This is a genomic window from Corynebacterium sp. HMSC11E11 (genome assembly GCF_001807025.1).
In the GTDB taxonomy this organism is placed as follows: domain Bacteria; phylum Actinomycetota; class Actinomycetes; order Mycobacteriales; family Mycobacteriaceae; genus Corynebacterium; species Corynebacterium freneyi.
In genome coordinates, this window is sequence record NZ_KV787152.1 from 155,641 (window position 1) to 178,821 (window position 23,181).

The window sequence follows — 23,181 nt, forward strand, 5'->3', positions numbered from 1 at the left end:
AAGAACCTTCCGTGACCTCTGACATCTCCGGCACGATCGCCGACGATTGGACCAATCCCCTGCGTGACCCGCAGGACAAGCGCCTTCCCCGCATCGCGGGGCCGGGCGGCATGGTCATCTTCGGCGTCACGGGCGACCTGGCCCGCAAGAAGCTCCTCCCGGCCATCTACGACCTGGCCAACCGCGGTCTGCTGCCCGCGTCCTTCGCCCTCGTCGGCTACGGCCGTCGCGAGTGGTCGAAGGAGTACTTCGAAAACTACGTCCGCGAGGCCGTCGAGGCCGGGGCCCGCACGCCGTTCCGTGAAAACGTGTGGCGGCGCCTGGCCGAGGGCATCCACTTCGTGCAGGGCACATTCGTCGACGACGAGGCGTTCGACCGGCTGGCCGCCAAGCTCGCCGAGCTCGACGACTCCCGTGGCACCGCGGGCAACTGGGCGTACTACCTGTCCATCCCGCCGGACAATTTCCCGGACGTGTGCCATCAGCTCGATCGTGCGGGCCTGGCGCAGGCCGGCGAGGAGAACTGGCGGCGCGTGATCATCGAGAAGCCCTTCGGCCACGACCTCGAATCGGCCCAGGAGCTCAACCGGATCGTCAACTCCGTATTCCCGGAGACGTCGGTGTTCCGCATCGACCACTACCTGGGCAAGGAGACGGTGCAGAACATCCTGGCCATGCGGTTTGCCAACCAGCTGTTCGATCCGCTGTGGAACTCGCACTACGTCGACCACGTGCAGATCACCATGGCCGAGGACATCGGCTTGGGCGGCCGCGCCGGCTACTACGACGGCATCGGCGCCGCCCGCGACGTGATCCAGAATCACCTGCTGCAGCTGCTGGCCCTGGTGGCCATGGAGGAGCCGGTGGCGTTCACGCCGGAGGAGCTGCAGGCGGAGAAGATCAAGGTGCTGCGCGCGACCGAGCCGGTGCGTCCGCTGTCGAGGACGACGGCGCGCGGCCAGTACTCGGCGGGGTGGCAGGGCAGCCACTACGTCAAGGGGCTGCGCGAGGAGGAGGGCTTCGACCCGGAGTCGACGACGGAGACGTATGCGGCGTGCACGCTGCAGATCAATTCCCGTCGCTGGGCGGGCGTGCCGTTCTACCTGCGCTCGGGCAAGCGTCTGGGCCGGCGCGTCACGGAGATCGCGTTGGTGTTCAAGTCCGCCCCGCACCTGCCCTTCGCGGACACCATGACCACGGCCCTCGGCCAGAACGCCATGGTCATCCGCGTGCAGCCGGACGAGGGCGTGCTCATGCGCTTCGGTTCCAAGGTCCCGGGCTCGACGATGGAGGTCCGCGACGTCAACATGGACTTCTCCTACTCGGAGTCGTTCACGGAGCAGTCGCCGGAGGCGTACGAGCGTCTCATCCTCGATGCGCTTCTCGACGAGGCCAGCCTCTTCCCCACCAACGAGGAGGTCGAGTTGTCCTGGAAGATCCTCGATCCGGTGATCGAGTACTGGGGCAAGCGGGGCCAGCCGGACGAGTATTCCGCGGGCACGTGGGGGCCGGCGTCGGCCGATCGGATGCTCGAGCGTGAAGGCCGCACCTGGCGCCGTCCCTGACGGGCGGGACAGGCGAAACAGGTACTTGGGAAAGGATTACCGTGCCAATGATCATCAATTTGCCCGACACCGACACCCGCGTCATCGCCCGCCAGCTGGTGACGCTGCGCGAGACGGGCGGCATCGTCACCACCGGTCGCGTGCTCACGCTCATCGTGCTGGCGCAGGGAGACGATGACCTGGAGACCATCATCAAGACGGTCAACAGCGTCTCCCGGGAGCACCCGGCCCGCGTGCTGGTGCTCGTCGCCGGCGAGCCGCGGGGGGCGAGCCGCCTCGACGCGGAATTGCGCCTGGGCGGTGACGCGGGTGCCGCGGAGGTCGTCGTCATGCACATGGAAGGCGAGGTCGGGGCGCACCCGGAGGCGATCGTCACTCCCCTGCTGCTGCCGGACACGCCGGTGGTGGCGTGGTGGCCGTCGACGCCGCCGCAGGTGCCGGCGGCGACGCCGATCGGTCAAATCGCGCAGCGTCGCATCACCGATTCGCTGGCGGACCCCGACGCCAACGCGGTGTACACCCGTCGCACGGGGTACACGCCGGGCGATTCGGATTTGGCGTGGTCGCGTTTGACTGCGTGGCGTGGGGTGCTGGCCTCGGCGCTGGATTCCCCGCCGCATGGCCCGATCACCGCGGCGCGGATCGAGGGCCCGGGCGAGGATCCGTCGGTCGACGTCGCCGCAGGTTGGCTGGCCGACCGTCTGGCCGTGCCGGTGCTGCGGGTGGTCACCGATGAGCCGGAGGTTCCCGTCGACGCCGATGGCGTGGCGAAGCCGCCGGTGACGAAGGTGACGTTGTCGCGCCCCGGTGAGGACGGCACGCCGACCGACGTCATCGTCGAGGTGGAAAACGCGACGACGGCGTGCGTGACCATCATGGGCAGCCCGCCGTTCAAGGTGGCCCTGTCGCGTCGAACCACCGTCGATTGCCTGGCCGAGGAACTGCGCCACCTCGATCCCGACACCGCCTACGCGCGCGCCTTGCGCGGTTTGGGCCGCATTCGTCGCCTCACGGCGCAGCAGGCCCGGGAGGCGGAGGACGGTTCGCTTGACGACGGTTCGTCCGCATCCGGTTCCCCGTCCGTTTCCGCTTTCGCCCACGACCCCGAGGAGTCTTCCCGATGACCGACACCGCCCCCGCGCCCGAGTTTTCCCGCCACGCCGACCCGGACGCCCTGGTGGAGGCCGCCCGTGCCCGTTTCGTCGACGTCGTCACCGCCGCGCAGGCCGACGACGGCATGGCCCGCGTCGCCGTGACCGGCGGCGGCGCCGGCATCGGCCTGTTGGCCGCCCTGGCCGCCGACTCCGGCGACGTCGACTGGGGGCGGATCATGATCTTCTTTGGCGACGAGCGTTTCGTGCCCGAGGAGTCCCCGGACCGCAACGTCGGCCAGGCCCGCGAGGCCCTGCTCGACCACGTGGGCATCCCGGAGTCGCACGTGTTCCCCATCGCCCCGTCCGGCGGCGCCTACCTGAACGACCCGGTGTGCGCGGCCGACGCCTACGCCGACATCCTGGCGATGCACGCCCCCGACGGCTTCGACCTGCACCTGCTGGGCATGGGCCCGGAGGGTCACGTCAACTCGCTGTTCCCGCACACCCCGGCGATCGTCGAGACCGAGCGCACCGTCGTCGAGGTCCGCGACTGCCCGAAGCCGCCGCCGACCCGCGTGTCTCTGACGCTGCCGGCGGTCAATGCCAGCCGACGGGTGTGGCTGCTGGTCTCCGGCGAAGCCAAGGCCGAGGCGGTCAAGGCCATCGCCGACGGCGCGGACCCGGCCGACTGGCCCGCCGCCGGAGTCCACGGCACGCAGGAGACGATCGTGTTCGTCGACGACGCCGCCGCGTCCATGCTGTAGCGGGGACGACCCTCCCGCCGTTTTCTCGCCGGCGGGCGGAGAAAGCGCGAAAAAAGGGGCCCGGGCGATGATTCGCCCGGGCCCCTCGTCGTCACGCAAGGCCGCGCAACCACGCGCGGCCGACGGCGTCGCCTACCAACCGAAGGCCTGGAACAGGCCGAGGAGCACGATCGACGCCAGCCACAGGATGGCCGTGATGATGGTGATGTAGTCGAGGTTCTTCTCCACCACCGTCGAACCCGACAGGTTCGACTGCATGCCGCCGCCGAACAGGCTGGACAGGCCGCCGCCCTTGCCCTTGTGGAGCAGGACGAACAGGGACATCAGCACGGAGGTGATGACCAGGACGATCTGGATGGCGAGGTACACGCGCACTTCCCTACGGTTGTCGACGAATCATGGTGCCGTTTGTCGGCGGCGGACCCGGTGCGACCGGATCCGCGATCAACTGACCAGGGTACCGCACCGGCGCCGCGCCGCGCAGTTCGCGGGTGCGGCGCGTCGGCGCGCGGCGGCGGAAGTCGCCGACTAACCCGAGTTGCGCAGCGCCGTGGCCAAACCGTTCATGGTCAGCTGGATGCCCGCCCGGACCTTGTCACGGGCGTCGCCGGCACGGTAGCGGCGCAGCATCTCCAGCTGAATCGCGTTGAGCGGCATGAGGTACGGGAACCGCATGTCCACCGAACGCGCCAGCAGCGGGTTGTCCTCCAACAGCGACGAGTAGCCGGTGACCTTCATGAACATCTCGAGGGTCAGCTCGTACTCCTCGCGGATGCGGTTGAAGATGCGGTCGGCGACCTCGCGGTCGGACACCAGATCCGCGTACAGCCTGGCCAGCTCCAGATCCGACTTCGACATGACCTGCGCCATGTTCGACAGCACCGAATCGAAGAAGGGCCACGAACGCTTGAGCTCGCGCAGCTCCTCCAGGCGGGAACCGTCCTCGTCGTCGCCGATCCACTCCCGCAGGGCCGTGCCGACGCCGAACCAGCCCGGCACCATCGACCGCTGCTGCGACCACGCCAGCACCCACGGGATGGCGCGCAAATCGGAGATCGACGTCGTCTGCTTGCGCGACGACGGACGCGAACCGATGTTCAGGCTGCCGATCTCGCCGACGGGCGTGGAGGTTTCGAAGAACTCGATGAAGCCCGGGTCGTCGTGCATGAGCGCCGCGTAGGCGTCGCGGGAACGCTCCGAGATCTCCGACATCACCTGGTAGGCCCGCTCCTGGTCGTTGAGGTCCTCCAGGTCGAGCAGCGTCGACTCGATGGTCGCCGACACCAGGGCCTCCAGGTTGCGGCGGGCCGCCACCGGGTGGCCGTACTTCGCCGAGATGATCTCGCCCTGCTCGGTGATGCGCACCGAACCCTGCACCGCACCCTTCGGCTGGGCCAGGATCGCGTCGTAGGACGGGCCGCCGCCGCGACCGACGGTGCCGCCGCGACCGTGGAACAGGCGCAGCCGGATGCCCTCGTCGCGCGACACCTTCGCGATCGCGGTCTCCGCGTCGTACAGCGCCCAGTTCGCGGCGAAGTAGCCGCCGTCCTTGTTCGAGTCGGAGTAGCCGAGCATGACCTCCTGCACGTCGCCGCGGGAGGCGACGTAGCGGCGGTACAGCGGAACGTCCCACGCCGACCGCAGCACCGACGCGCCGGCCTGCAGGTCCTCGATGGTCTCGAACAGCGGCACGACGTCGACGGTGCCGCCGAGCACGCCGTCGTCGACGGAGATCAACCCGACCTCCTTGAGCAGGATCATCGGCTCCAGCAGGTCGGACACCGACGCGCACATCGAGATGATGCACTGCGGCACGACCTCCGGCCCGTAGGCGGCCACGGCGTCGGCCGCCGCGCGCATGATGCCCAGTTCCCGCTCGGTGGCCTCCGACAACGTCACGCCGCGCGGGACCAGCGGGCGGGCCGAGGCGAGCTCCTTCGTGAGGATCTCGACGCGGCGGCGCTCCGGCAGCGACCGGTAATCCTCCGCGACGCCGGCCTGGCGGAACAACTCGGTGAGGATGTCCTCGTGGCTCTCGGAGTTCTGCCTCAGATCCAGCGAGTACAGGTGGAAACCGAAGACGTCGGTGGCGGCCTGGATGTCGGCGAGACGGTGATCGGCGATGAGGTCATCGTTGCTGCGGCGCAGCGACGCTTCGACGACGTCGAGATCGGCGCGCATCTCCGCGACATCCGCATACGGCTCGTGGGCCGACCAGTCCCCCTCCACGACCGAGTGGCCGACGCGGGACACGGCGGTGGCGGCGACGCGACCCCGGATTCCGTGGACGGCGCGGCGGTACGGCTCGTCGATCCGGTTGGGCACGTCGTTCTGGCCCCGGTTGGCCAATTCCACCAGGTCGACGGAAACCTGGGTGAGGCGGTCGGAGAAGCTCAGCTCACGTTCCAGGGCATGCAGCTGCTTGACGTAGTGGCGCAGGATCGTCGCCGCGGCGCGGTCGGTGGCGTAGCGGACGACCTCCTCCGTCACGTACGGGTTGCCGTCATGGTCGCCGCCGATCCACGAACCCATCCGCACCACCGGGGTCTCCGGCACGTCCGGACCGCCGATCTCGCGCATGGCCTCCACGACGTCGCGGTTGAGCCCGGGCACCGTCTCCAGCAGCGACAACTGGTAGTAGCGCAGGCCGACCTCGACCTCGTCGCGGATGTCCGGGCGATTCATGCGGATCAGCGCGGTCTGCCACAGCGTCATGATGCGCCGGCGGATCTCCAGGTCCAGCGCCGCGATCTTCGCGTCCGTGCGGGCGGTGCGCGGGGCGTTTTCGACCTGGTGGCGGGCCCGCATCGCGGCGCCGATGTGCTTCTGCACGTCGAACACCGTGCGGCGTCGCGTCTCCGTCGGGTGCGCGGTGAGCACCGGCACGACCTGCGCGACGTTCATCATCGCCGCCAGCTCGGAACCCGGCACCCGCGCCTCGCGCAGTTTTTCCCACGTCGCGTCGAGGGTCGAATCGCGCGGCGCCTCGCCGGCGTCGAGCTGCTCTTCCAGCAGACGCTCCTCGTGGAGATCCTCCGCCAGATTCGCCAACAGGGCGAAGTGAGTGAACGCCCGGATGATCGGCGTCGCCTCCTCCGGGTCGATGTCCCGGAACAACCCGGTCAGTTCCCCGATCTCCGCCTCTCCCCGGTGAAGGCGGAACGCGGTGCGACGCGCGTTCTCCACGAGATCGAAGACGTCGTCGCCCTCCTGCTCACGGATCACCTCGCCGAGGATCCGCCCCAGATGGCGGATGTCGTCGTGCAACGTTTCGTCGCTGGTCTTCCCCGTGCTCTGATCCTGCATGCTGGCTTCTCCTGTCATGTCGGGTGCACGTCCGGCGCGGCCGGACCGTCGTAAAGCCACGCGCCGCGCGAAACGCCCCGGATCAACGCGAAAACGTTGCCGGGGCGTGACGACGACGGCACGGAGCCGATGAAACTACTTGACCGCGTCGGCGGCGAGGGCGGACAGCTTGGCGAAGGCCTCGCCGTCCAGCGACGCACCGCCGACCAGGCCACCGTCGACGTCGGGCTGTCCGACGATGTCGGCGACGTTCTCCGCCTTCACCGAACCGCCGTAGAGGATGCGCATCTCCTTGGCCAGCTGCTCGCCGCCCAGCTCGGCGACGGTCTCGCGGATGGCCTTGCAGACCTCCTGCGCATCCGCCGACGAGGCGACCTTGCCGGTGCCGATGGCCCACACCGGCTCGTAGGCGATGACGACCTTCGCCAGATCCGCCTCGGTCAGGCCTTCCAGGGAGCCCTTGACCTGCTCGACGACGTACTCGACGTGCTTCTGCTCCTCGCGGACCTCCAGCGGCTCGCCGACGCAGACGATCGGAGACATCGACGCCTTCAGCGCGGCCTTCGCCTTCTTGGCGACGAGCTCATTGTCCTCGTCGTGCATCTCGCGGCGCTCGGAGTGGCCGACGACGACCCAGCGGCAGCCGAGCTTGGCCAGCATCGACGCGGAAATCTCGCCGGTGTAGGCGCCCGACTCGTGGACGGAGACGTCCTGCGCGCCGTAGGTCACGGCCAGCTTGTCGCCCTCCACCAGGGTCTGCACGGAACGGATGTCGGTGAACGGCGGGATGACCGCGACGTCGACCTTGTCGTAGTACTCCTTCGGCAGGGCGAAGGCGAGCTTCTGCACGACGCCGATGGCCTCCAGGTGGTTGAGGTTCATCTTCCAGTTGCCGGCGATGAGGGGCTTGCGAGCCATTGTGGGTGTCACTTCCTGAGGTGGTCGAAAAACATGGGGTGCGGGCGGCGCGGCGGTGACGCGCGCGCCACCCGCTTAAAAACGAGGGGCGGTGCTAGGACTCGAGCACCTGGACGCCGGGGAGGTCCTTGCCCTCGAGGTACTCGAGGGAGGCGCCGCCGCCGGTGGAGATGTGGCTGAAGCCGTCCTCGTCCAGGCCGAGGGTGCGCACGGCCGCGGCCGAGTCGCCGCCGCCGACGACGGAGAAGCAGCCGTTGTCGCGGGTCGCGTCGATGATCGCCTGGGCGACGAAGCGGGTGCCGTTGGCGAACGCGTCCATCTCGAACACGCCCATCGGGCCGTTCCAGAACACGGTCTTGGTGCCGGCCAGCTTCTCGGCGAAGGTCTTGGCGGATTCGGGGCCGATGTCCAGGCCCATCCAACCCTCCGGGATGGCGTCGGCGGCGACGACCTTGTGGTCGGCGTCGGCGGCGAACGCGGAGGCGGCGACGACGTCGGTCGGCAGCACCAGCTGGTCGCCGTACTTCTCCATCAGCTCCTTGCAGGTGTCGATCATCTCCTCCTGCAGCAGCGAGCCGCCCACGGAGTGGCCCTGCGCGGCGAGGAAGGTGAAGCACATGCCGCCGCCGATGATCAGGTAGTCGACCTTCGGGGCCAGGGCCTCGATGACGCCCAGCTTGTCGGAGACCTTCGATCCGCCCAGCACCACGGCGTAGGGCTTCTCGGGGGTCTCGGCGACCTTGCGCAGCACCTCCAGCTCGGACTGGACCAGGCCGCCGGCGTAGTGCGGCAGCTTCTTGGCCACGTCGTACACCGAGGCCTGGGCGCGGTGGACCACGCCGAAACCGTCGGACACGAAGGCGCCCTCCGGCACCAGGGCGGCGAGCTCGGCGGCGAAGGCCTCGCGCTCGGACTCGTCCTTGGAGGTCTCGCGCGCGTCGAAGCGGATGTTCTCCAGCAGCAGCACGTCACCGTCGGTGAGGCCGTTGGCGCGCTCGTGGGCGTCCTCGCCGGTGACGTCGCCAGCGACGGCCACGTAGCGGTCCAGGCGCTCGGACAGCGCCTCGGCGACCGGGGCGAGGGACAGCTCGGGGTTGACCTCGCCCTTCGGGCGGCCCAGGTGGGCGGTGACGACGACCTTGGCGCCGGCGTCGGACAGGGCCTTCAGGGTCGGCACGGACGCGTCGATGCGGCCCGGGTCGGTGATGGAGCCGTCCTTGAGCGGGACGTTGAGGTCCGAGCGGACCAGCACGTAGCGGCCTTCGACGCCTTCGTCGAGAAGATCCTGCAGGGTCTTGACGGTCATGTCTGTTTCTTCCTTCGTTGTGGGAAACCCCAGGGCCGGGGTGCGCCCGCGGGCACACCCCGGCCCTGGGGTCGTGGGTGAAACGGTGAGCTTAGAGGCGCTCGCCGACGTAGACGGAGAGGTCGACGAGGCGGCAGGAGTAGCCCCACTCGTTGTCGTACCAGGAGACGACCTTGACCTGGTCGCCGATGACCTTGGTCAGCGGCGCGTCGAAGATGGAGGAACGCGGGTCGCCCTCGATGTCCTTGGACACGATCGGCTCCTCGTTGTAGCCGAGGATGCCCTTGAGCTCGTCGGACTCGGCGGCCTTCTTCACGGCGGCGTTGACGGCCTCGACGGAGACCTCCTTCTTGGCGGTGAAGGTCAGGTCGGTGACGGAGCCGGTCGGGGTGGGCACGCGCAGCGCGTAGCCGTCCAGCACGCCCTTGAGCTGCGGCAGGACCAGGGCGACGGCCTTGGCGGCGCCGGTGGAGGTCGGGACGATGTTCAGGGCGGCGGCGCGGGCGCGGCGCAGGTCCTTGTGCGGGGCGTCGTGCAGGCGCTGGTCGCCGGTGTAGGCGTGGATGGTGGTCATCAGACCACGCTCGATGCCGAACTCCTCGTCCAGCACCTTGGCCATCGGGGCCAGGCAGTTGGTGGTGCAGGAGGCGTTCGAGATGATGTTGTGCTTCTCGGCGTCGTAGTCGGTGTGGTTCACGCCGACGACGAAGGTGGCGTCCTCGTTCTTCGCCGGGGCGGAGATGATGACCTTCTTGGCGCCGCCGTCGATGTGGGCCTTGGCGGCCTCGGCGTCGGTGAAGAAGCCGGTCGACTCGATGACGATGTCGACGTTGTTCTCGCCCCACGGGAGGTTCTTCGGGTCGCGCTCGGCCCAGGCTATGATGCGCTTGCCGTCGACGGTGATGGACTCGTCGTCGTAGGTGACCTCGGCGTCGAGCTTGCCCATGATCGAGTCGTACTTGAGCAGGTGGGCCAGGGTCTTGTTGTCGGTCAGGTCATTGACCGCCACGATCTCCAGGTCGGCGCCCTGCGCGATCACGGCGCGGAAGAAGTTGCGTCCGATGCGACCGAAGCCGTTGATGCCTACACGAACCGTCACGATGATCTCCTCCAAAGGAATCGGCTAAGAATTGCCCAACGGCCCGGGAACCGGGCCAACTGGTTCAATTTCGAATTGTACGTGGGGTTCCGCCGATGCGCAGGGGTGGAACGCCCGCATTCCAGTGAGACGCCTCACCAACGGACATCCGGCGCGGGGTGCATGCCCGTTCGGCTCGAATGTGCTTTACGACGATGCTTTTGGAGCCCACCGCCGCGGCGTGGAAAAGGCGTGAAGAAGGGGCGGAGAGGAGGTCGACGGGGGTGATCTCCCGGATCAGTCTTCGTCGAAAAGCTCGTCGGTGACCACGGAATTCGTGTCCGGCACGCCCGTTTCCGCGGCGCGACGATCCGCCATCGACAGCAGACGGCGGATGCGGCCGGCCACGGCGTCCTTCGTCATCGGCGGATTGGCCAGCTGGCCGAGCTCCTCCAACGACGCCTGCCGGTGCGCCACGCGCAGCTCGCCGGCGGTGACCAGATGCTCCGGGACGTCGTCGCCGAGGATCTCCAGCGCACGCTCCACCCGGGCGGCGGCCACGACGGCCGCACGGGCCGACCGGCGCAGGTTCGCGTCGTCGAAGTTCGCCAGGCGATTGGCCGTCGCCCGCACCTCGCGGCGCATGCGTTGCTCCTCCCACTCCAGGCGGGTGGTCTGCGCCCCCATGCGGGTGAGCAGGGCGCCGATGGCCTCTCCGTCGCGGATGACCACGCGGTCTCCCCCGCGCGTCTCCTTGCTCTTCGCGGCGATGCCCAGACGACGCGCACACCCCACCAGGGCCAGCGCCGCTTCCGGGCACGGGCACGTGACCTCCAGCGCCGAGGACCGCCCCGGCTCGGTGAGCGAACCGTGGGCGAGGAAGGCACCGCGCCACGCCGCCTCGGCGTCGAGGACGGTGCCGCCGATGACCTTCGGCGGCAGACCGCGCACGGGCCGACCCGCGCGGTCGATCAGGCCGGTGCGGCGGGCGAGCTCCTCCCCGCCCTCCGACACGCGCACGATGTAGCGCGCGGTTTTGCGCAGCCCGCCCGGGCTGAGCACCTGAAGCTCCGGCTCTATGCCGAACAGCGAATCGATCATGCCGCGCAGCCGACGCGCCACCGCGCCCGAGTCGACCTCGGCCTCGATGACGATGCGCCCGGCGACCAGGTGGAGCCCGCCGGCGAACCGCAGCAGCGCGGCGACCTCGGCCGACTTCGCGCTGTCCTGGTTGACCGGCACGCGCGCCAGCTCATCCTTCACCTTCGGCGTCAACGCCATGTGGGCACTCTCCTCACGTCGGCGACCCGTTCGCCGTGCAGCGCAGTCTAGCGACCCCGCCTACCGGGCCAGCAATTCCCCCAGTGCGGAGGCGACCTTCACGGGGTCGTGCCGCTCCGTCCACCCGCCGTCGTCGTCAAGCTCGCGCACGTCGGCGTACACCACCTCCGCCGACAGCGTCGCCGCCGCCCGCTCCAGGTACCCGCGCTCGGACCGGCCGCCCATCGTCGACTCGTCGACGAGGATGGTGTCCAGCGTCAGATCCGGCGCATGCTGGGCCAGCATGTGCAGGTGACGTTCCGACGAAAAGCCCGCGGTCTCCCCCGGCTCCGACGACAGGTTGAGAACGACCACCCGATGCGCCGTCGTGTCCCGCAACGCCTGCACCAACTCCGGCACCTGCAGATGCGGCAGCACCGACGTGAACCACGAACCCGGGCCGAGCGTGACCATGTCCGCGGCGAGGATCGCGTCCACCGCGTCCGGCGTGGCCGGCGGCTGCTCCGGGATCAACCGGATGCGCCGCACCTGACCCGGCGTCGTGGCGACGGCGACCTGACCGCGCACGGGGCGCACCACGCGGGCGTCGTCCTCCAGGCCCACGACCTCCGCCTCGATGTCCAACGGCAGCGGCGACATCGGCAGCACCCGGCCGTAGATGCCCAACAGAGAACCGACCTCGTCGAGCGCGGCGACCTCGCTGCCGAGCACGCTGGTCAACCCCGCGATGATGAGATTGCCCACCGCATGCCCGGCCAGCGCGCCCGTGCCGCCGAACCGGTGCTGCAGGACCTCCTCCCACAGCTTCCCGCGCTCGTCCTCCGCAGACAGCGCCGCCAACGCCATGCGCAGATCGCCCGGCGGGATCTGGCCCAGCTCGCGACGCAGGCGTCCGGACGAGCCGCCGTCGTCGGCGACCGTGACCACGGCGGTGACGTCCTCGGCGATGCGGCGGACGGCGCGCAGCGTCGCGAACAGCCCGTGGCCTCCGCCGAGGCTCGTGATGGCGGTCATGGGGTAAGGCTCCTCTGGGGTCGAGTCGAATCGGGATCCGGCGGCGAAAACGGCGCTCCCGGTCAACCCCGCTCGATGTCGCGGTGGATGACGTTGACGTCGATGCCGTTGAACTCGCCGAGCCTGCGGCCCAGCGCCTCCGACATGGCAACGCTGCGGTGGTGGCCGCCGGTGCAGCCGATGGCGATGGACATGTGGTTCTTTCCCTCGCGGCGGTACCCGGGCAGGATCACCGAAACGAGCTGCTCGACGGTGTCCAGCCAGCGCGGGGCGTCCTCCTGCTCGAGCACGTAGGCGGCCACCTCCCGGTCCGTGCCGCGACCCGACCGCAGGCCCGGCACCCAGTACGGGTTGGGCAGGAAACGGACGTCGAGCAGCAGGTCGGCGTCGCGCGGGGCGCCGTGCTTGAAACCGAAGGATTGGATGGTCACCCGCTGTCCGCGCGACGCCGGGTCCGAGAAGTGGACCTCCAGCGCGCGGCGCAGGTCGTGGACGGACATCCGCGACGTGTCCAGCACAAGGTCCGACATGGCCTTGATGCCGGCGAGCATCTGCCGCTCCCGCTCGATGCCCTGGGTCAGCGTCCCGGATTCCTGCAGCGGGTGCGTGCGGCGGACCGAGTCGTAGCGGGCGATGAGCGTGTCGTCGTCGGCGTCGAGGAAGATCACCATCGGCCGGCGGCCGCTTTCGTGCAGCCGGTCCAGGACGTCGCCGAGCGAACCGGCGAAGGCGCGGGACCGCACGTCGGTGACGATGGCGAGGCGCTCCACGGGCGAATCCGCCTCGAAGGAGAGCTCCACCATGCGCATGATCAACTCGGGCGGCAGGTTGTCGGCGACGTACCAGCCCATTTCCTCGAGGACGGCTGCGGCGGTGTTGCGGCCGGACCCGGACATGCCCGTGATGAGGACCAGTGACGTGTCGGGTTCTGCTGCACCGGCGTTGACTGTGGTCATGCGTCCACCCTACGTGCGATCGCCGTGCAGCGCTTCGTGCACGGACTGCGCCAGGGCGGGGCCGAATCCGGGCACTTCGCGGATCTCGTCGACGGTGGCGCGCTTGAGCTTGGCCACCGAGCCGAAGTGCTTGACCAGTTCCGACCTGCGCTGCGGCCCCAGGCCCTTGATGTCGTCGAGGACCGAGGCCCGCATGCGCTTGGACCGCTGCTGCCGGTGGTAGCCGATGGCGAAGCGGTGGGCTTCGTCGCGGATGCGCTGCATGAGGTACATCGCCTCGGAGTTGCGCGGCAGGATCACCGGTTCGTCGTCGCCGGGCACCCAGATTTCCTCGAGTCGCTTGGCCAGTCCGACGAGGGTGACGTCGGTGACGCCGAGGTCGTCGAGGACCTCCTGCGCGGCGGCGACTTGGGGCGCACCGCCGTCGACGATGAACAGGTTCGGCGGGTAGGCGAACTTGCGCCCGCTGACCGACTCCTCCACGACGCTTTGCGACGACCCGTCGGACTCTCCCGCAGCCTCTTCCTCGAACATGACCGATTCGTCGTCGGGCACGGCGAGCTTGTCTTCGGCGTGGCGGCGGAAGCGGCGGCGAACGACCTCCGCGATGGAGGCGACGTCGTCGGAGCGGCCATCGCCGGCGGCGTCCTTGATGCGGTAGCGGCGGTAGTCGACCTTGCGGGGCAGACCGTCTTCGAAGACGACGAGTGAGGCCACGACGTCTGTGCCCTGGATGTGCGAGATGTCCGTGCATTCGATGCGCAGCGGGGCCTCGTCCATGAACAGCGCGTCGCGAATGCCCTCCAATGCCTGGGAGCGGGCAGTGAGGTCGCCGCTGCGCTTGATCTTGTGCTGGGCCAGGGCCTCGACCGCGTTTCGGTGGACGGTCTCCAACAGGGCCTTCTTGTCGCCGCGTTGGGGAACGTGGACGTCGACGGCGGTGCCGCGGATGTCGCGCAGGAAGCTTTCGACCTCATCCGCGTTTTCCGGCGAGACCTGGACGAGAATCTGCCGCGGCACGGCGTCGGCGGCTCCGTTGGAGTCGTCTCCGTCGACCTTCGCGTGCTCGGCGGCATCGCCGTAGAACTGCGTGAGGAACGTGGACAGCAACTTCGGCAACGCGGGATCCGGCGCGTCGTCCGGCAACGGACCGGTCTCCGAGTCGCCGGACTTTTCGACGACCCAGCCGCGCTGGCCGTGGATGCGGCCCCGGCGGACGTGGAAGATCTGCACCGCCGCCTCCAACTCGTCGGTGGCGAAGGCGATGAAGTCCGCGTCGGTGGCGTCGCCGAGGACGACGGCCTGCTTTTCCATGACCTTCTCCACCGCGGCGAGATCGTCGCGGATCTTCGCGGCCTTTTCGAAGTCGAGCTCCTCGGCGGCGGCGTTCATGTCCCGGCGCAGCTGCGCGGTCAGCGGCCCGGTGTTGCCGGCCATGAAGGAGATGAAGCCGTCGACGATCTCGCGGTGCTCCGCGGCCGACACCCGACCGACGCAGGGCGCCGAGCACTTGTCGATGTACCCGAGCAGGCAGGGCCGGCCCAGCTGCTGATGACGGTTGAAGACGCCCTTCGAACACGTGCGGGCCGGGAACACCCGGATGAGCAGGTCGAGCGTCTCCCGGATGGCCCAGGCGTGGGAATAAGGGCCGAAGTACCGGACGCCCTTGCGGCGCGGGCCGCGGTAGAGGAACATCCTCGGGAACTGCTCGCCGACGCTGACGGCCAGCATCGGATAGCTCTTGTCGTCGCGGTACATGACGTTGAACCGCGGGTCGTAGCGCTTGATCCAGGTGTACTCCAGCTGGAGCGCCTCGACCTCGGTGCGCACGACGGTCCAGATCACCTTCGACGCCGACAGCACCATTTGCCGCGTGCGCGGGTGCAGATTCGCGACGTCCTGGAAATAATTCGACAGCCGGGCGCGCAGGTTCTTCGCCTTGCCGACGTAGAGGACGCGGCCGCCGTCGTCGAGGAAACGGTAAACGCCCGGCTCGACCGGGATGGTCCCCGGCGCCGGGCGGTACGTGGAGGGATCCGCCATCAGTCTTCCGGCATGTAGCGGTCCTCGAGTTCGCGGAAGCGGCGCACGGCCTCCACGACTGCGGCGCCGTCGCGGGCCTGCAGCGCCCACATGGGCACGAACTCGAACTCGGGCAGCTCCAGGCGGGCCCACCGGGAATCGGCCGGGAAGCTCAGGCCGTGGACGACGTCCCACGGGTAGAACCGGGCGCCCAGGAAGTTGCGGACCTCGACGCCGCGGGAGTTGACGCGCACGCGGGGACGCAGCATCAGCAGGCATGCGGCGGAGATGACCAGGCCCAGAATCGGAAACGCCAGCACGTCGATCGGCGTGACCTGGGCGCCGGTGTCGCCGACGTCGACGACGAAGCCCATGAAGATGTGCACCGCCATGACCACCGCCACCGAGCCCCAGGCCCACAGCTTCATGGTCCTGGAGGTGACCTCCAGCTCCCAGCCCGAATCCGTGCGGTCGGCCGTCTTGTTGTCGCTCACGTCGTTCACTCCTCGCCCAGGGCGCGCAGCAATGCCGCGGTGTGCAGCGCGGCGATGGTGGCCTCTCGGCCCTTGTCCTCGACCGAACCCGGCGCACCCGACCGGGCCACCGCCTGCTCGTGCGTGTCGCAGGTCAGCACGCCGTTGCCGACGGGGGTGCGATGGTCGAGCGAAACCCGCGTCAAGCCCTCGGTCACCGAATCGCAGACGTAATCGAAGTGGGGCGTGCCACCGCGGATGACGCATCCCAGCGCGACCACCGCGTCGTGATCGTCGGCAAGCGCCTGAACGACCACCGGAAGCTCCAGGGCGCCGACGACCGTGTAGTCGTGGACCAGCGCGCCGGCCCCGGATGCCGCCTCGATCGCGTTGGCCCGAAGCTGGCCCGTGATGTCGGCGTTCCAGTGGGCGGTGACGATGGCGACGCTCATCCCCTCCGCGTCGGGAATCTCGATGTCGGGCAGTCCGGCTCCGCTCACTTCTTCTCCTCCTGATCGCCTTCGCCACCAATGTAGTCGGACAGCCACGGCAGGTCATGCCCCATCCGCTGCTGCTTGGTGGTCAGGTACCGCACGTTGTCCGCGTTGACCTCCACGGGCACCGGCACGCGGCGGCTCATCTCCATGCCGTAGCCGCCCAGGCCCGCCCGCTTGGTCGGGTTGTTGGTCAGCAGCGCCATCGACCGCACGCCGAGATCCCGGAGGATCTGCGCGCCCGTGCCGTACTCGCGGGCGTCGGCGGGCAGGCCCAGCTTCAGGTTGGCGTCGACGGTGTCGGCGCCCTCGTCCTGCAGGTGGTACGCCTCGAGTTTGTGCATGAGACCGATGCCCCGGCCCTCGTGGCCCCGCATGTACAGGATGACGCCCCGGCCCGCGGCCTGGACGATCTCCATCGACTTGTGCAGCTGCTGGCCGCAGTCGCAGCGCCGCGAACCGAAGACGTCTCCGGTCAGGCACTCGGAATGCACGCGCACCAGGACATCCGAGCCCTCGTCGGAGGCGGGATCGCCGACGACCAGGGCGACGTGCTCCACGCCGTCGACGAGACTGCGGTAGCCCACCGCCCGGAACTCCCCGAACTCGGTGGGCATCCGGGTCTCCACGACCCGCTCCACCAAGTGCTCGTGGCGGCGGCGGTACTCGATGAGCTGCTCGATGGAGATCAACGCCAGACCATGCTCGTCGCAGAACCTGCGCAGCTCCGGAGTGCGGGCCATGCCGGTCGGATTCTCTTCGGACACGACCTCGCACAGCACGCCGGCCGGGCGCAGACCCGCGAGGCGAGCCAGGTCCACCGCGGCTTCGGTGTGGCCGGCCCGGGTGAGCACGCCGCCCTCCTTCGCGCGCAGCGGCACGACGTGGCCGGGGCGCGTGAACTCCGTCGCCGTCGAGTTTGCGGCGGCGAGCCGTTGGATGGTGTACGCGCGGTCGGCGGCCGAAATGCCGGTCGACCCGGTCGCCGCGTCGACGGTGACCGTGTACGCGGTGCCGCGGACGTCCTCGTTGCGGGCCACCATGGGCGGCAGCCCCAACCGGTCGCAATCCGCGCCGGTCAGGGGCGCGCAAATATATCCCGAGGAGTACCGCACCGTGAAGGCGACCAGCTCCGGCGTCGCCTTCTCGGCGGCGAAGATGATGTCGCCTTCATTTTCGCGGTGCTCGTCATCGACGACCACCACGGCCTTGCCGGCGGCGATGTCGGCGATGGCCCGTTCCACGCTGTCCAGTTCAATCACGGCCATGAGCTTATCGGGGCAGCAATTTCTCGATGTACTTGGCCACCGCGTCGACCTCCAGATTCACCGTCGCGCCGGCGTCGAGCGTGCCCAGGACGGTGTCGGCCAGCGTCGTCGGGATGAGGCTGACCTCGAACCACCGCGCACCGGCGTCGCCGCCGAGGGCCGAGACGGTCAGCGACGTGCCGTCCACGGCGATCGATCCCTTTTCGACGACGTAGCGGTCGAGGTCGTCGGGAAGCGAGATGCGAACGACCTCCCAGTGCTCGCCGGGCGTGCGCGACACGATCGCGCCGGTGCCGTCGACGTGGCCCTGGACGATGTGGCCGCCGAGGCGTGCGCCGGCGGCGACGGCGCGTTCGAGGTTGACGGGCGAGCCCACGGCGAGACCGCCCAGGCTGGTGCGGTCCAGGGATTCCTGCATGACGTCGGCGGTGAAGCCGGTCTCGTCGAACTCGGCGACGGTCAAGCACACTCCGTTGACTGCGATGGAGTCGCCGAGCTTGGCGTCGGAGACCGCGGTCGTGCAGCCGATGGTGAGGCGAATGGCGTCGCCCTGGTCCTCGATCGCGGCCACGCGGCCGAGCTCCTCGACGATTCCGGTGAACACGGGTGGTCGTTCCTCTCTGGTGTTCGGTGCCGGCGTCTCCGGCGTGGGTTTCTTCGATTGGTGTGTGTTCGGTTGTGAACGGTATTGATCGGTTCGGCTCGGGCCCGTCCGGCACGCGGGGTCATGCGGCGATCGGCCGAGCCTCGACAATCAATTGCGGCGCACGGACCTGACGAGCACGTCGTCGCCGAGCAGTTCGACGCCGACGGTGCGGAACCGGACGATGTCGTCGACGGTCGTCGCCGCTCCGGTGTCCACCACCGCGGTGCCCGCCCCGAGCAGCCCCGGCGCGATGTAGGACTCGACGGCGTCGACCAGGCCGGCCTCCAGGAACGCGCCGGCCAGTCGGGGGCCGCCCTCGACGAGGACGTCGATCATGCCGAGGTCGGCGAGGACGTCGACGACCTGGGACATGTCGCGGGTTTGGATGTGCCGGAACATGTCGGTCGACGCGATCGCCGGATCGACGCGCTCGCCCGGCAGGAACCCCCCGCGGATGGCGGCGTCCTCCGGGATTTCCTTGCGGCCCACTGCCACGCGCAGCGGCTGGTTGGGGTACGGAACTCCCTGCGGGTCGCGGGCGGTCAGTCGCGGGTCGTCGGCGAGGACGGTGCCGGTGCCGACGATGATGGCGTCGCGGCGCGAACGGTCGACGTGGACTCGCGCCCGGGCCGCTTCACCGGTGATCCACTGCGAGGAGCCGTCCGTGGCGGCGGCGAGTCCGTCGACGGTGCCGGCGGTCTTCAAGGTGATGTGCGGGCGGCGGGTGGCCTGCCAGTGCAGCCACGGGCGCAGGACGCCGTCGGCGATCTCGCCGCGCAGGGTCCCGCCGATGACGGTGACTCCCCTGGCGTCGAGCCAGTCCGCCCCGCCGGCGGCGACGGGGTTGGGATCCGCGACGCCGTAGATGACCTTCGCCACTCCGGCGTCGAGCAGTTCCCCGGTGCACGGGCCGGTGCGCCCGTGGTGGTGGCAGGGCTCGAGCGTGACGACGGCCGTGCCTCCCCGGGCCCGCTCCCCGGCCGCTTCCAGGGCCTGGGCCTCGGCGTGGGGTCCGCCGACCGGATCGGTGCCGGCGACGGCGACCGGAATGCCGGAGGCGTCGAGGATGACGCAACCGACGGGCGGGTTCGGCGACGTGGTGCCGCGCACGCGCTCGGCTGCGGCGATGGCGGTGCGCATCGCCTGGTCCGGCGACAGCGCCGACGCGGCGACGAGGTCGGTGAACAGGGGCATGGCGGCCTCGACTTTCCTGGTTGACGTTTCCGGGCGGCGATCCCGGCTAGTTGTCGCCGTCGCGCTGGCGGCCCTCGACGGCCAGCGCGCGAAGTTCGTTGACGGCGTCGTTGGGCACCTCCGCGCCGTAGACGGCGGAGCCCGCGACGAAGGCGTCGCAACCGGCCTCGGCCGCGTCGGCGATGGTCCCGGCGCCGATGCCGCCGTCGATTTCGATGATGGTGCCCAGCCCGCGAAGGTCGATCTGGTTGCGCAGGATGCGGACCTTCTCGAGCTGCTCCGGCATGAACGATTGCCCGCCGAAGCCGGGCTCGACGCTCATGACCAGCACCAGGTCGAATTCGTTGAGGTGCTCCAGCCACGGCTCGATCGGCGTGCCGGGGCGGACGGAAATGCCCGCGCGGACGCCGGCCTCGCGCAATTTGCGGGCCAGGGCGACGGGGTCGGGCGAGGCTTCGACGTGGAAGGTCACCCCGGCGGCGCCGGCGTCGACGTAGCCGTCGACCCACTTTTCGGGCTCCTCGATCATGAGATGCACGTCGAGGGGCTTGTCGGTCACCTTCGCCACGGCGGCCATGACGGGCACGCCGAAGGAGAGGTTGGGCACGAAGTGGCCGTCCATGACGTCGATGTGGATCCAGTCGGCGTCGGAGACCGCGTCGATTTCCCGGTCGAGTCGGGCGAAGTCGGCGGCGAGGATCGAGGGCGCGATGATCGGGGTGCTCATACCCCCACAGCCTACCGCGCCCCCGAACCGGGCTACGCGGGCTTGCGCAGCACGGCGAAGAACATCGCGTCGGTACCGTGGCGGTGCGGCCACATCTGCACCGACGGGCCGTCGCCGACGTCGCCCATCGGTTCGACGAGCGCGCGGCCGTCGAGTTCCTCCAGTCCCAGTCGGCGGACGGCCCGGTCGATGGCGCCGCGGGTTTCGCGTAGGTGCGGCGAGCACGTCGAGTAGACGATGATGCCGCCCGGGCGGGCGAGTTTCGCCGCCGATTCCAGCAGCTCGCCCTGAAGTTTCGTCAGGGCGGGCAGGTCGTCGGTGGATTTGCGCCAGCGCGCCTCGGGGCGTCGGCGCAGCGATCCGAGGCCGGAGCACGGCGCGTCGACGAGGATGCGGTCGTATCCGGGTTCGAGTCCGGGGTCGCGCCCGTCGGCGACGTGCACGGTGACGGGCAGTCCCCGCACGGAGTTTTCGACGAGGCCGGCGCGCTTCTTCACCGGTTCGACGGCGTCGACGGTCGCGCCTTCGATTGCGGCGATGCCGCCGAGGAAGGCCGCCTTGCCGCCGGGGCCCGCGCACAGGTCGAGCCAGCGGCCGCCGTCGTCGCCGTCCAGGGGGGCCATGGTGACGGCACGGGCGATGAGCTGCGAGCCCTCGTCCTGCACGGCGGCCAGCCGCTCCTTGACGGGCGCCAGGTCGCCGGGGTCGCCGGATTCCAGGCGCACGCAGTACGGGGACCACGGGCCTTCTTCGCCGCCGGTGATGAGGGCCAGCTCTTCCGCGGAGATCTCTCCGGGCTTTGCGACGAGATGGACGATGGGTCGTGCATCATCGGCCGCCAAGGCGTCTGCGAGTTCTCCGGCGCGGGATCCCAGCGCCTGGGCGAAGGCGTCGGCGATCCAGCGGGGATGTCCGTGCTTGAGCGCCAGGTGCCCCACCGGATCGCGGCCGGCGTCGGGGGCGACCTCGGCCGCCCATTCCTCCTCGGTCTTGCGGGAGACCGTGCGCAGGATGGCGTTGACGAAGCCCTTCGCCCCGACCTTGCCCGCGCCGATGACCGCGCGCACCGACGTGTCGACGGCGGCGTGGGCGCCGACGCGGGTGCGTAGCAGCTGGTAAGCGCCGAGGCGCAGCACGTCGAGGACCTCGGGGTCGATCTGGTCGAGCGGACGCGTCGACGCCTCCGCCAGCACGGCGTCGAGCAGGCCCTGCGCGCGCAGGGTGCCGTAGGTCAGTTCCGTGGCGAAGGCCGCGTCCCGGCCGGTGATGTTCCGGGCGCGCAGTTCCTTCGGCAGCGTGAGGTTGGCGTAGGCGCCGTCGGTTCGGACGGCTCCGAGGACGTCGAGCGCGACCTGGCGCGGGGCGTCGATGGCGCTGGCCTTGCGACGCTGGCCGCCCTGATTCCCATGGTTGCTCTGGTTGCCCCGTTGGTCCCGTCCGCGCTGTCCGCGTCGCTGTCCGGCGGCGTTGCGGCGGCGGGTGTTCTTCGAGCGCCGTTCGGGCATTTAGACCATCGTCCCCTCGTCCGGTCGGGCGCCGCGCGCCCAGTCCACCGCGTTCATCATCCGCTTGCCCGGGGGCTGCACCTGGCCCAACGCCACGGCGGTGCCGCCGCCCGCGCCGACGAGGACGCGCTTCTTCTCCACGCGGATGCGGCCCTCGCCGAGTTCCGCGGTGCCGTCACCGCTGACGTCGTCGGCGTCGAGCGGGGTGACCGGCCCGACCTTGATGCGGTCGTCGCCGAGCATCGTCCACGCACCCGGCGCCGGGGTGTGGGCGCGGATGCGGCGATCGATGAGGTGCGCCGGCATCGACCAGTCGATGCGGGCATCGTCCGGCGTGATCTTCGACGCGTGGCTGACCCCGTCGTCGGACTGCGGCTCGGGGCGCAGGCGACCGGCCTCCAGGCCGTCCATCGTGGCCGCCAACAGCGTCGCGCCGGAATCGGCGAGACGGGTGAGCAGATCATCGGCGGTGTCGGTGGGCTTGATCGTCTCCGTGACCGTGCCGAACACCGGCCCGGTGTCCAGGCCCTCCTCGATCAGGAACGTCGAGGCCCCCGTGATCTCGTCGCCGGCGGCGATGGCCGCCTGCACCGGCGCGGCGCCACGCCACGCGGGCAACACCGAGAAGTGCAGGTTCACCCAGCCGTGGCGGGGCAGGTCCAGCAGATCGTTCGGCACGAGGTTTCCGTACGCCACCACGGGAATGCAGTCCGGGGCGAGTTCGGCCAAACGGGCCCGCGCGTCGTCGTCGGCAAGCGACGTCGGCTCGATGACCTCGATGCCGTGCTCCACCGCAACGGCCTTGACCGGCGACGGCTTGAGGGAACGGCCCCGCCCGACGCGGGCGTCGGGACGGGTGAGCACGGCGACGACCTCGTGGCCGGGATGCTCGATGAGCGCACGCAGCGCGGCAACGGCGGGCTCCGGGGTACCGGCGAAAATCAGGCGCATGTCCCCTACTTCCCGGCCAGGAACCAGTCGGTGGAGCGCAGCTCCCGCATCGCCGCCTTGCGTACGTCGGGGGTCAGGCGCTTGAGGAAGAGCACGCCGTCGAGGTGATCGGTCTCGTGCTGGATGCACCGCGCCAGCAGGCCCTCCGCCTCGATGGTCACCGGGGTGCCCGTGCGATCCTGGCCGGTGGCTCGGACGCGCAGGTACCGCTCGGTCGGGGCGTCGATGCCCGGGATGGACAGGCACCCCTCGTCGGAGACCTCGGTCTCCTCTCCGATCGGCTCCCACACCGGGTTGACCAGCTCGCCGCGGCGATCGTCGCAGTCGTAGACGAAAATGCGCTGCAGCACGCCGACCTGATTGGCGGCCAGGCCGACGCCGCCGGCGGAATCCATCGTCTCGAGCATGTCGTCGGCGAGGTGGGCCAGCTTCGCGTCGAAGGCCGTGACCTCGTCGGCGCGGGACACCAGGACGGGGTCCCCGAACAAGCGGATTTCTCGGACGGACATGCTTCGCATCAGCTCCTGCGGATGATCGGTGTGGGCCGGGCGGTCGGCGATTGCGCCCGGAATCGAAGCACGATGCTACCCCACCGGCGGGTTTCGCCCGCTACCCGAAG

At 69.8% G+C, this 23,181-nt stretch carries 21 protein-coding genes; 3 read left to right on the forward strand and 18 right to left on the reverse strand.

Annotated elements, in window-relative coordinates; all coding sequences use genetic code 11:
- Window positions 1-11: 11 nt before the first annotated feature.
- The 3 genes from zwf to pgl are packed head-to-tail and all read left to right on the forward strand — an operon-like array spanning window position 12 to window position 3,423.
- Window positions 12-1,565, forward strand: a complete 1,554-nt coding sequence (zwf, locus tag HMPREF3121_RS08835; protein ID WP_070522353.1) for a glucose-6-phosphate dehydrogenase — start codon at window positions 12-14, stop codon at window positions 1,563-1,565.
- Window positions 1,566-1,612: 47 nt separating this feature from the next.
- The gene (locus HMPREF3121_RS08840) at window positions 1,613-2,689 is read left to right on the forward strand and encodes a glucose-6-phosphate dehydrogenase assembly protein OpcA (protein ID WP_070522356.1); all 1,077 of its coding nucleotides are present in this window, start codon (window positions 1,613-1,615) and stop codon (window positions 2,687-2,689) included.
- Window positions 2,686-3,423: a 6-phosphogluconolactonase gene (gene pgl, locus HMPREF3121_RS08845; RefSeq protein ID WP_070522359.1), complete on the forward strand. Its 738-nt coding sequence runs from the start codon at window positions 2,686-2,688 to the stop codon at window positions 3,421-3,423. The genes HMPREF3121_RS08840 and pgl overlap by 4 nt, the downstream gene beginning before the upstream one ends.
- Before the next feature lie 132 nt (window positions 3,424-3,555).
- Here pgl and secG read toward each other — a convergent pair whose 3' ends face one another.
- From secG to def, 18 genes are all read right to left on the reverse strand, one after another.
- On the reverse strand, window positions 3,556-3,792 hold the full coding sequence (gene secG / locus HMPREF3121_RS08850) for a preprotein translocase subunit SecG (RefSeq protein ID WP_035124041.1): 237 nt from the start codon (window positions 3,790-3,792) through the stop codon (window positions 3,556-3,558).
- Window positions 3,793-3,951: 159 nt separating this feature from the next.
- The gene (gene ppc, locus HMPREF3121_RS08855; RefSeq protein WP_070522364.1) at window positions 3,952-6,729 is read right to left on the reverse strand and encodes a phosphoenolpyruvate carboxylase; all 2,778 of its coding nucleotides are present in this window, start codon (window positions 6,727-6,729) and stop codon (window positions 3,952-3,954) included.
- Between the two features lie 135 nt (window positions 6,730-6,864).
- Window positions 6,865-7,647 carry a triose-phosphate isomerase gene (tpiA, locus tag HMPREF3121_RS08860; protein WP_070522367.1) on the reverse strand — a complete coding sequence of 261 codons (783 nt, stop codon included), beginning with the start codon at window positions 7,645-7,647 and terminating at the stop codon, window positions 6,865-6,867.
- A gap of 94 nt (window positions 7,648-7,741) precedes the next feature.
- A complete protein-coding gene (pgk, locus tag HMPREF3121_RS08865; protein ID WP_035124035.1) occupies window positions 7,742-8,953 on the reverse strand; it encodes a phosphoglycerate kinase in 1,212 nt (403 codons plus the stop codon).
- 91 nt (window positions 8,954-9,044) lie between these two features.
- Window positions 9,045-10,052 (reverse strand): type I glyceraldehyde-3-phosphate dehydrogenase, encoded by a 1,008-nt coding sequence (gene gap, locus HMPREF3121_RS08870; RefSeq protein ID WP_035124110.1) that lies wholly within the window; start codon window positions 10,050-10,052, stop codon window positions 9,045-9,047.
- Window positions 10,053-10,328: 276 nt separating this feature from the next.
- Entirely contained in the window at window positions 10,329-11,312 is a 984-nt protein-coding gene (gene whiA, locus HMPREF3121_RS08875) for a DNA-binding protein WhiA (protein WP_070522370.1), read from the reverse strand.
- A 60-nt stretch (window positions 11,313-11,372) separates the two neighbouring features.
- On the reverse strand, window positions 11,373-12,326 hold the full coding sequence (gene yvcK / locus HMPREF3121_RS08880; RefSeq protein ID WP_070522373.1) for a gluconeogenesis factor YvcK family protein: 954 nt from the start codon (window positions 12,324-12,326) through the stop codon (window positions 11,373-11,375).
- A gap of 62 nt (window positions 12,327-12,388) precedes the next feature.
- A complete protein-coding gene (gene rapZ, locus HMPREF3121_RS08885; protein WP_070522376.1) occupies window positions 12,389-13,282 on the reverse strand; it encodes an RNase adapter RapZ in 894 nt (297 codons plus the stop codon).
- 9 nt (window positions 13,283-13,291) lie between these two features.
- On the reverse strand, window positions 13,292-15,325 hold the full coding sequence (uvrC, locus tag HMPREF3121_RS08890; RefSeq protein WP_070522379.1) for an excinuclease ABC subunit UvrC: 2,034 nt from the start codon (window positions 15,323-15,325) through the stop codon (window positions 13,292-13,294).
- On the reverse strand, window positions 15,325-15,798 hold the full coding sequence (locus HMPREF3121_RS08895) for a PH domain-containing protein (RefSeq protein WP_224369536.1): 474 nt from the start codon (window positions 15,796-15,798) through the stop codon (window positions 15,325-15,327). The genes uvrC and HMPREF3121_RS08895 overlap by 1 nt, the downstream gene beginning before the upstream one ends.
- 5 nt (window positions 15,799-15,803) lie before the next feature.
- Window positions 15,804-16,277, reverse strand: coding sequence for a 6,7-dimethyl-8-ribityllumazine synthase (gene ribH, locus HMPREF3121_RS08900; RefSeq protein ID WP_070522382.1), 474 nt, complete (start codon window positions 16,275-16,277; stop codon window positions 15,804-15,806).
- Window positions 16,274-17,533: a bifunctional 3,4-dihydroxy-2-butanone-4-phosphate synthase/GTP cyclohydrolase II gene (locus HMPREF3121_RS08905; RefSeq protein ID WP_371327338.1), complete on the reverse strand. Its 1,260-nt coding sequence runs from the start codon at window positions 17,531-17,533 to the stop codon at window positions 16,274-16,276. Before HMPREF3121_RS08905 ends, ribH begins: the two co-directional genes overlap by 4 nt.
- A 10-nt stretch (window positions 17,534-17,543) precedes the next feature.
- Complete coding sequence (locus HMPREF3121_RS08910) at window positions 17,544-18,143, reverse strand: riboflavin synthase (RefSeq protein ID WP_070522388.1); 600 nt, start codon at window positions 18,141-18,143, stop codon at window positions 17,544-17,546.
- 150 nt (window positions 18,144-18,293) lie between these two features.
- Window positions 18,294-19,379 carry a bifunctional diaminohydroxyphosphoribosylaminopyrimidine deaminase/5-amino-6-(5-phosphoribosylamino)uracil reductase RibD gene (gene ribD, locus HMPREF3121_RS08915; RefSeq protein ID WP_070522392.1) on the reverse strand — a complete coding sequence of 362 codons (1,086 nt, stop codon included), beginning with the start codon at window positions 19,377-19,379 and terminating at the stop codon, window positions 18,294-18,296.
- A 46-nt stretch (window positions 19,380-19,425) separates the two neighbouring features.
- On the reverse strand, window positions 19,426-20,106 hold the full coding sequence (gene rpe / locus HMPREF3121_RS08920; protein ID WP_070522395.1) for a ribulose-phosphate 3-epimerase: 681 nt from the start codon (window positions 20,104-20,106) through the stop codon (window positions 19,426-19,428).
- Between the two features lie 32 nt (window positions 20,107-20,138).
- Window positions 20,139-21,611, reverse strand: a complete 1,473-nt coding sequence (locus tag HMPREF3121_RS08925) for an RsmB/NOP family class I SAM-dependent RNA methyltransferase (RefSeq protein WP_070522398.1) — start codon at window positions 21,609-21,611, stop codon at window positions 20,139-20,141.
- Window positions 21,612-22,562 (reverse strand): methionyl-tRNA formyltransferase, encoded by a 951-nt coding sequence (gene fmt / locus HMPREF3121_RS08930; protein WP_070522401.1) that lies wholly within the window; start codon window positions 22,560-22,562, stop codon window positions 21,612-21,614. It lies immediately after the preceding gene.
- A 5-nt stretch (window positions 22,563-22,567) separates the two neighbouring features.
- Window positions 22,568-23,071, reverse strand: coding sequence for a peptide deformylase (gene def, locus HMPREF3121_RS08935; RefSeq protein WP_070522404.1), 504 nt, complete (start codon window positions 23,069-23,071; stop codon window positions 22,568-22,570).
- Between the last annotated feature and the right edge of the window lie 110 nt (window positions 23,072-23,181).

What these genes read in the sequence shown, in the direction of transcription:
- HMPREF3121_RS08840 (WP_070522356.1), top strand. Translation starts at nt 1,613, where the DNA reads ATGATCATCAATTTGCCCGACACCGACACCCGCGTCATCGCCCGCCAG.
- pgl (WP_070522359.1), top strand. Translation starts at nt 2,686, where the DNA reads ATGACCGACACCGCCCCCGCGCCCGAGTTTTCCCGCCACGCCGACCCG.
- ppc (WP_070522364.1), bottom strand. Translation starts at nt 6,729, where the DNA reads ATGCAGGATCAGAGCACGGGGAAGACCAGCGACGAAACGTTGCACGAC.
- tpiA (WP_070522367.1), bottom strand. Translation starts at nt 7,647, where the DNA reads ATGGCTCGCAAGCCCCTCATCGCCGGCAACTGGAAGATGAACCTCAAC.
- pgk (WP_035124035.1), bottom strand. Translation starts at nt 8,953, where the DNA reads ATGACCGTCAAGACCCTGCAGGATCTTCTCGACGAAGGCGTCGAAGGC.
- whiA (WP_070522370.1), bottom strand. Translation starts at nt 11,312, where the DNA reads ATGGCGTTGACGCCGAAGGTGAAGGATGAGCTGGCGCGCGTGCCGGTC.
- yvcK (WP_070522373.1), bottom strand. Translation starts at nt 12,326, where the DNA reads ATGACCGCCATCACGAGCCTCGGCGGAGGCCACGGGCTGTTCGCGACG.
- rapZ (WP_070522376.1), bottom strand. Translation starts at nt 13,282, where the DNA reads ATGACCACAGTCAACGCCGGTGCAGCAGAACCCGACACGTCACTGGTC.
- uvrC (WP_070522379.1), bottom strand. Translation starts at nt 15,325, where the DNA reads ATGGCGGATCCCTCCACGTACCGCCCGGCGCCGGGGACCATCCCGGTC.
- ribD (WP_070522392.1), bottom strand. Translation starts at nt 19,379, where the DNA reads ATGCCCCTGTTCACCGACCTCGTCGCCGCGTCGGCGCTGTCGCCGGAC.
- rpe (WP_070522395.1), bottom strand. Translation starts at nt 20,106, where the DNA reads ATGAGCACCCCGATCATCGCGCCCTCGATCCTCGCCGCCGACTTCGCC.
- HMPREF3121_RS08925 (WP_070522398.1), bottom strand. Translation starts at nt 21,611, where the DNA reads ATGCCCGAACGGCGCTCGAAGAACACCCGCCGCCGCAACGCCGCCGGA.
- fmt (WP_070522401.1), bottom strand. Translation starts at nt 22,562, where the DNA reads ATGCGCCTGATTTTCGCCGGTACCCCGGAGCCCGCCGTTGCCGCGCTG.
- def (WP_070522404.1), bottom strand. Translation starts at nt 23,071, where the DNA reads ATGTCCGTCCGAGAAATCCGCTTGTTCGGGGACCCCGTCCTGGTGTCC.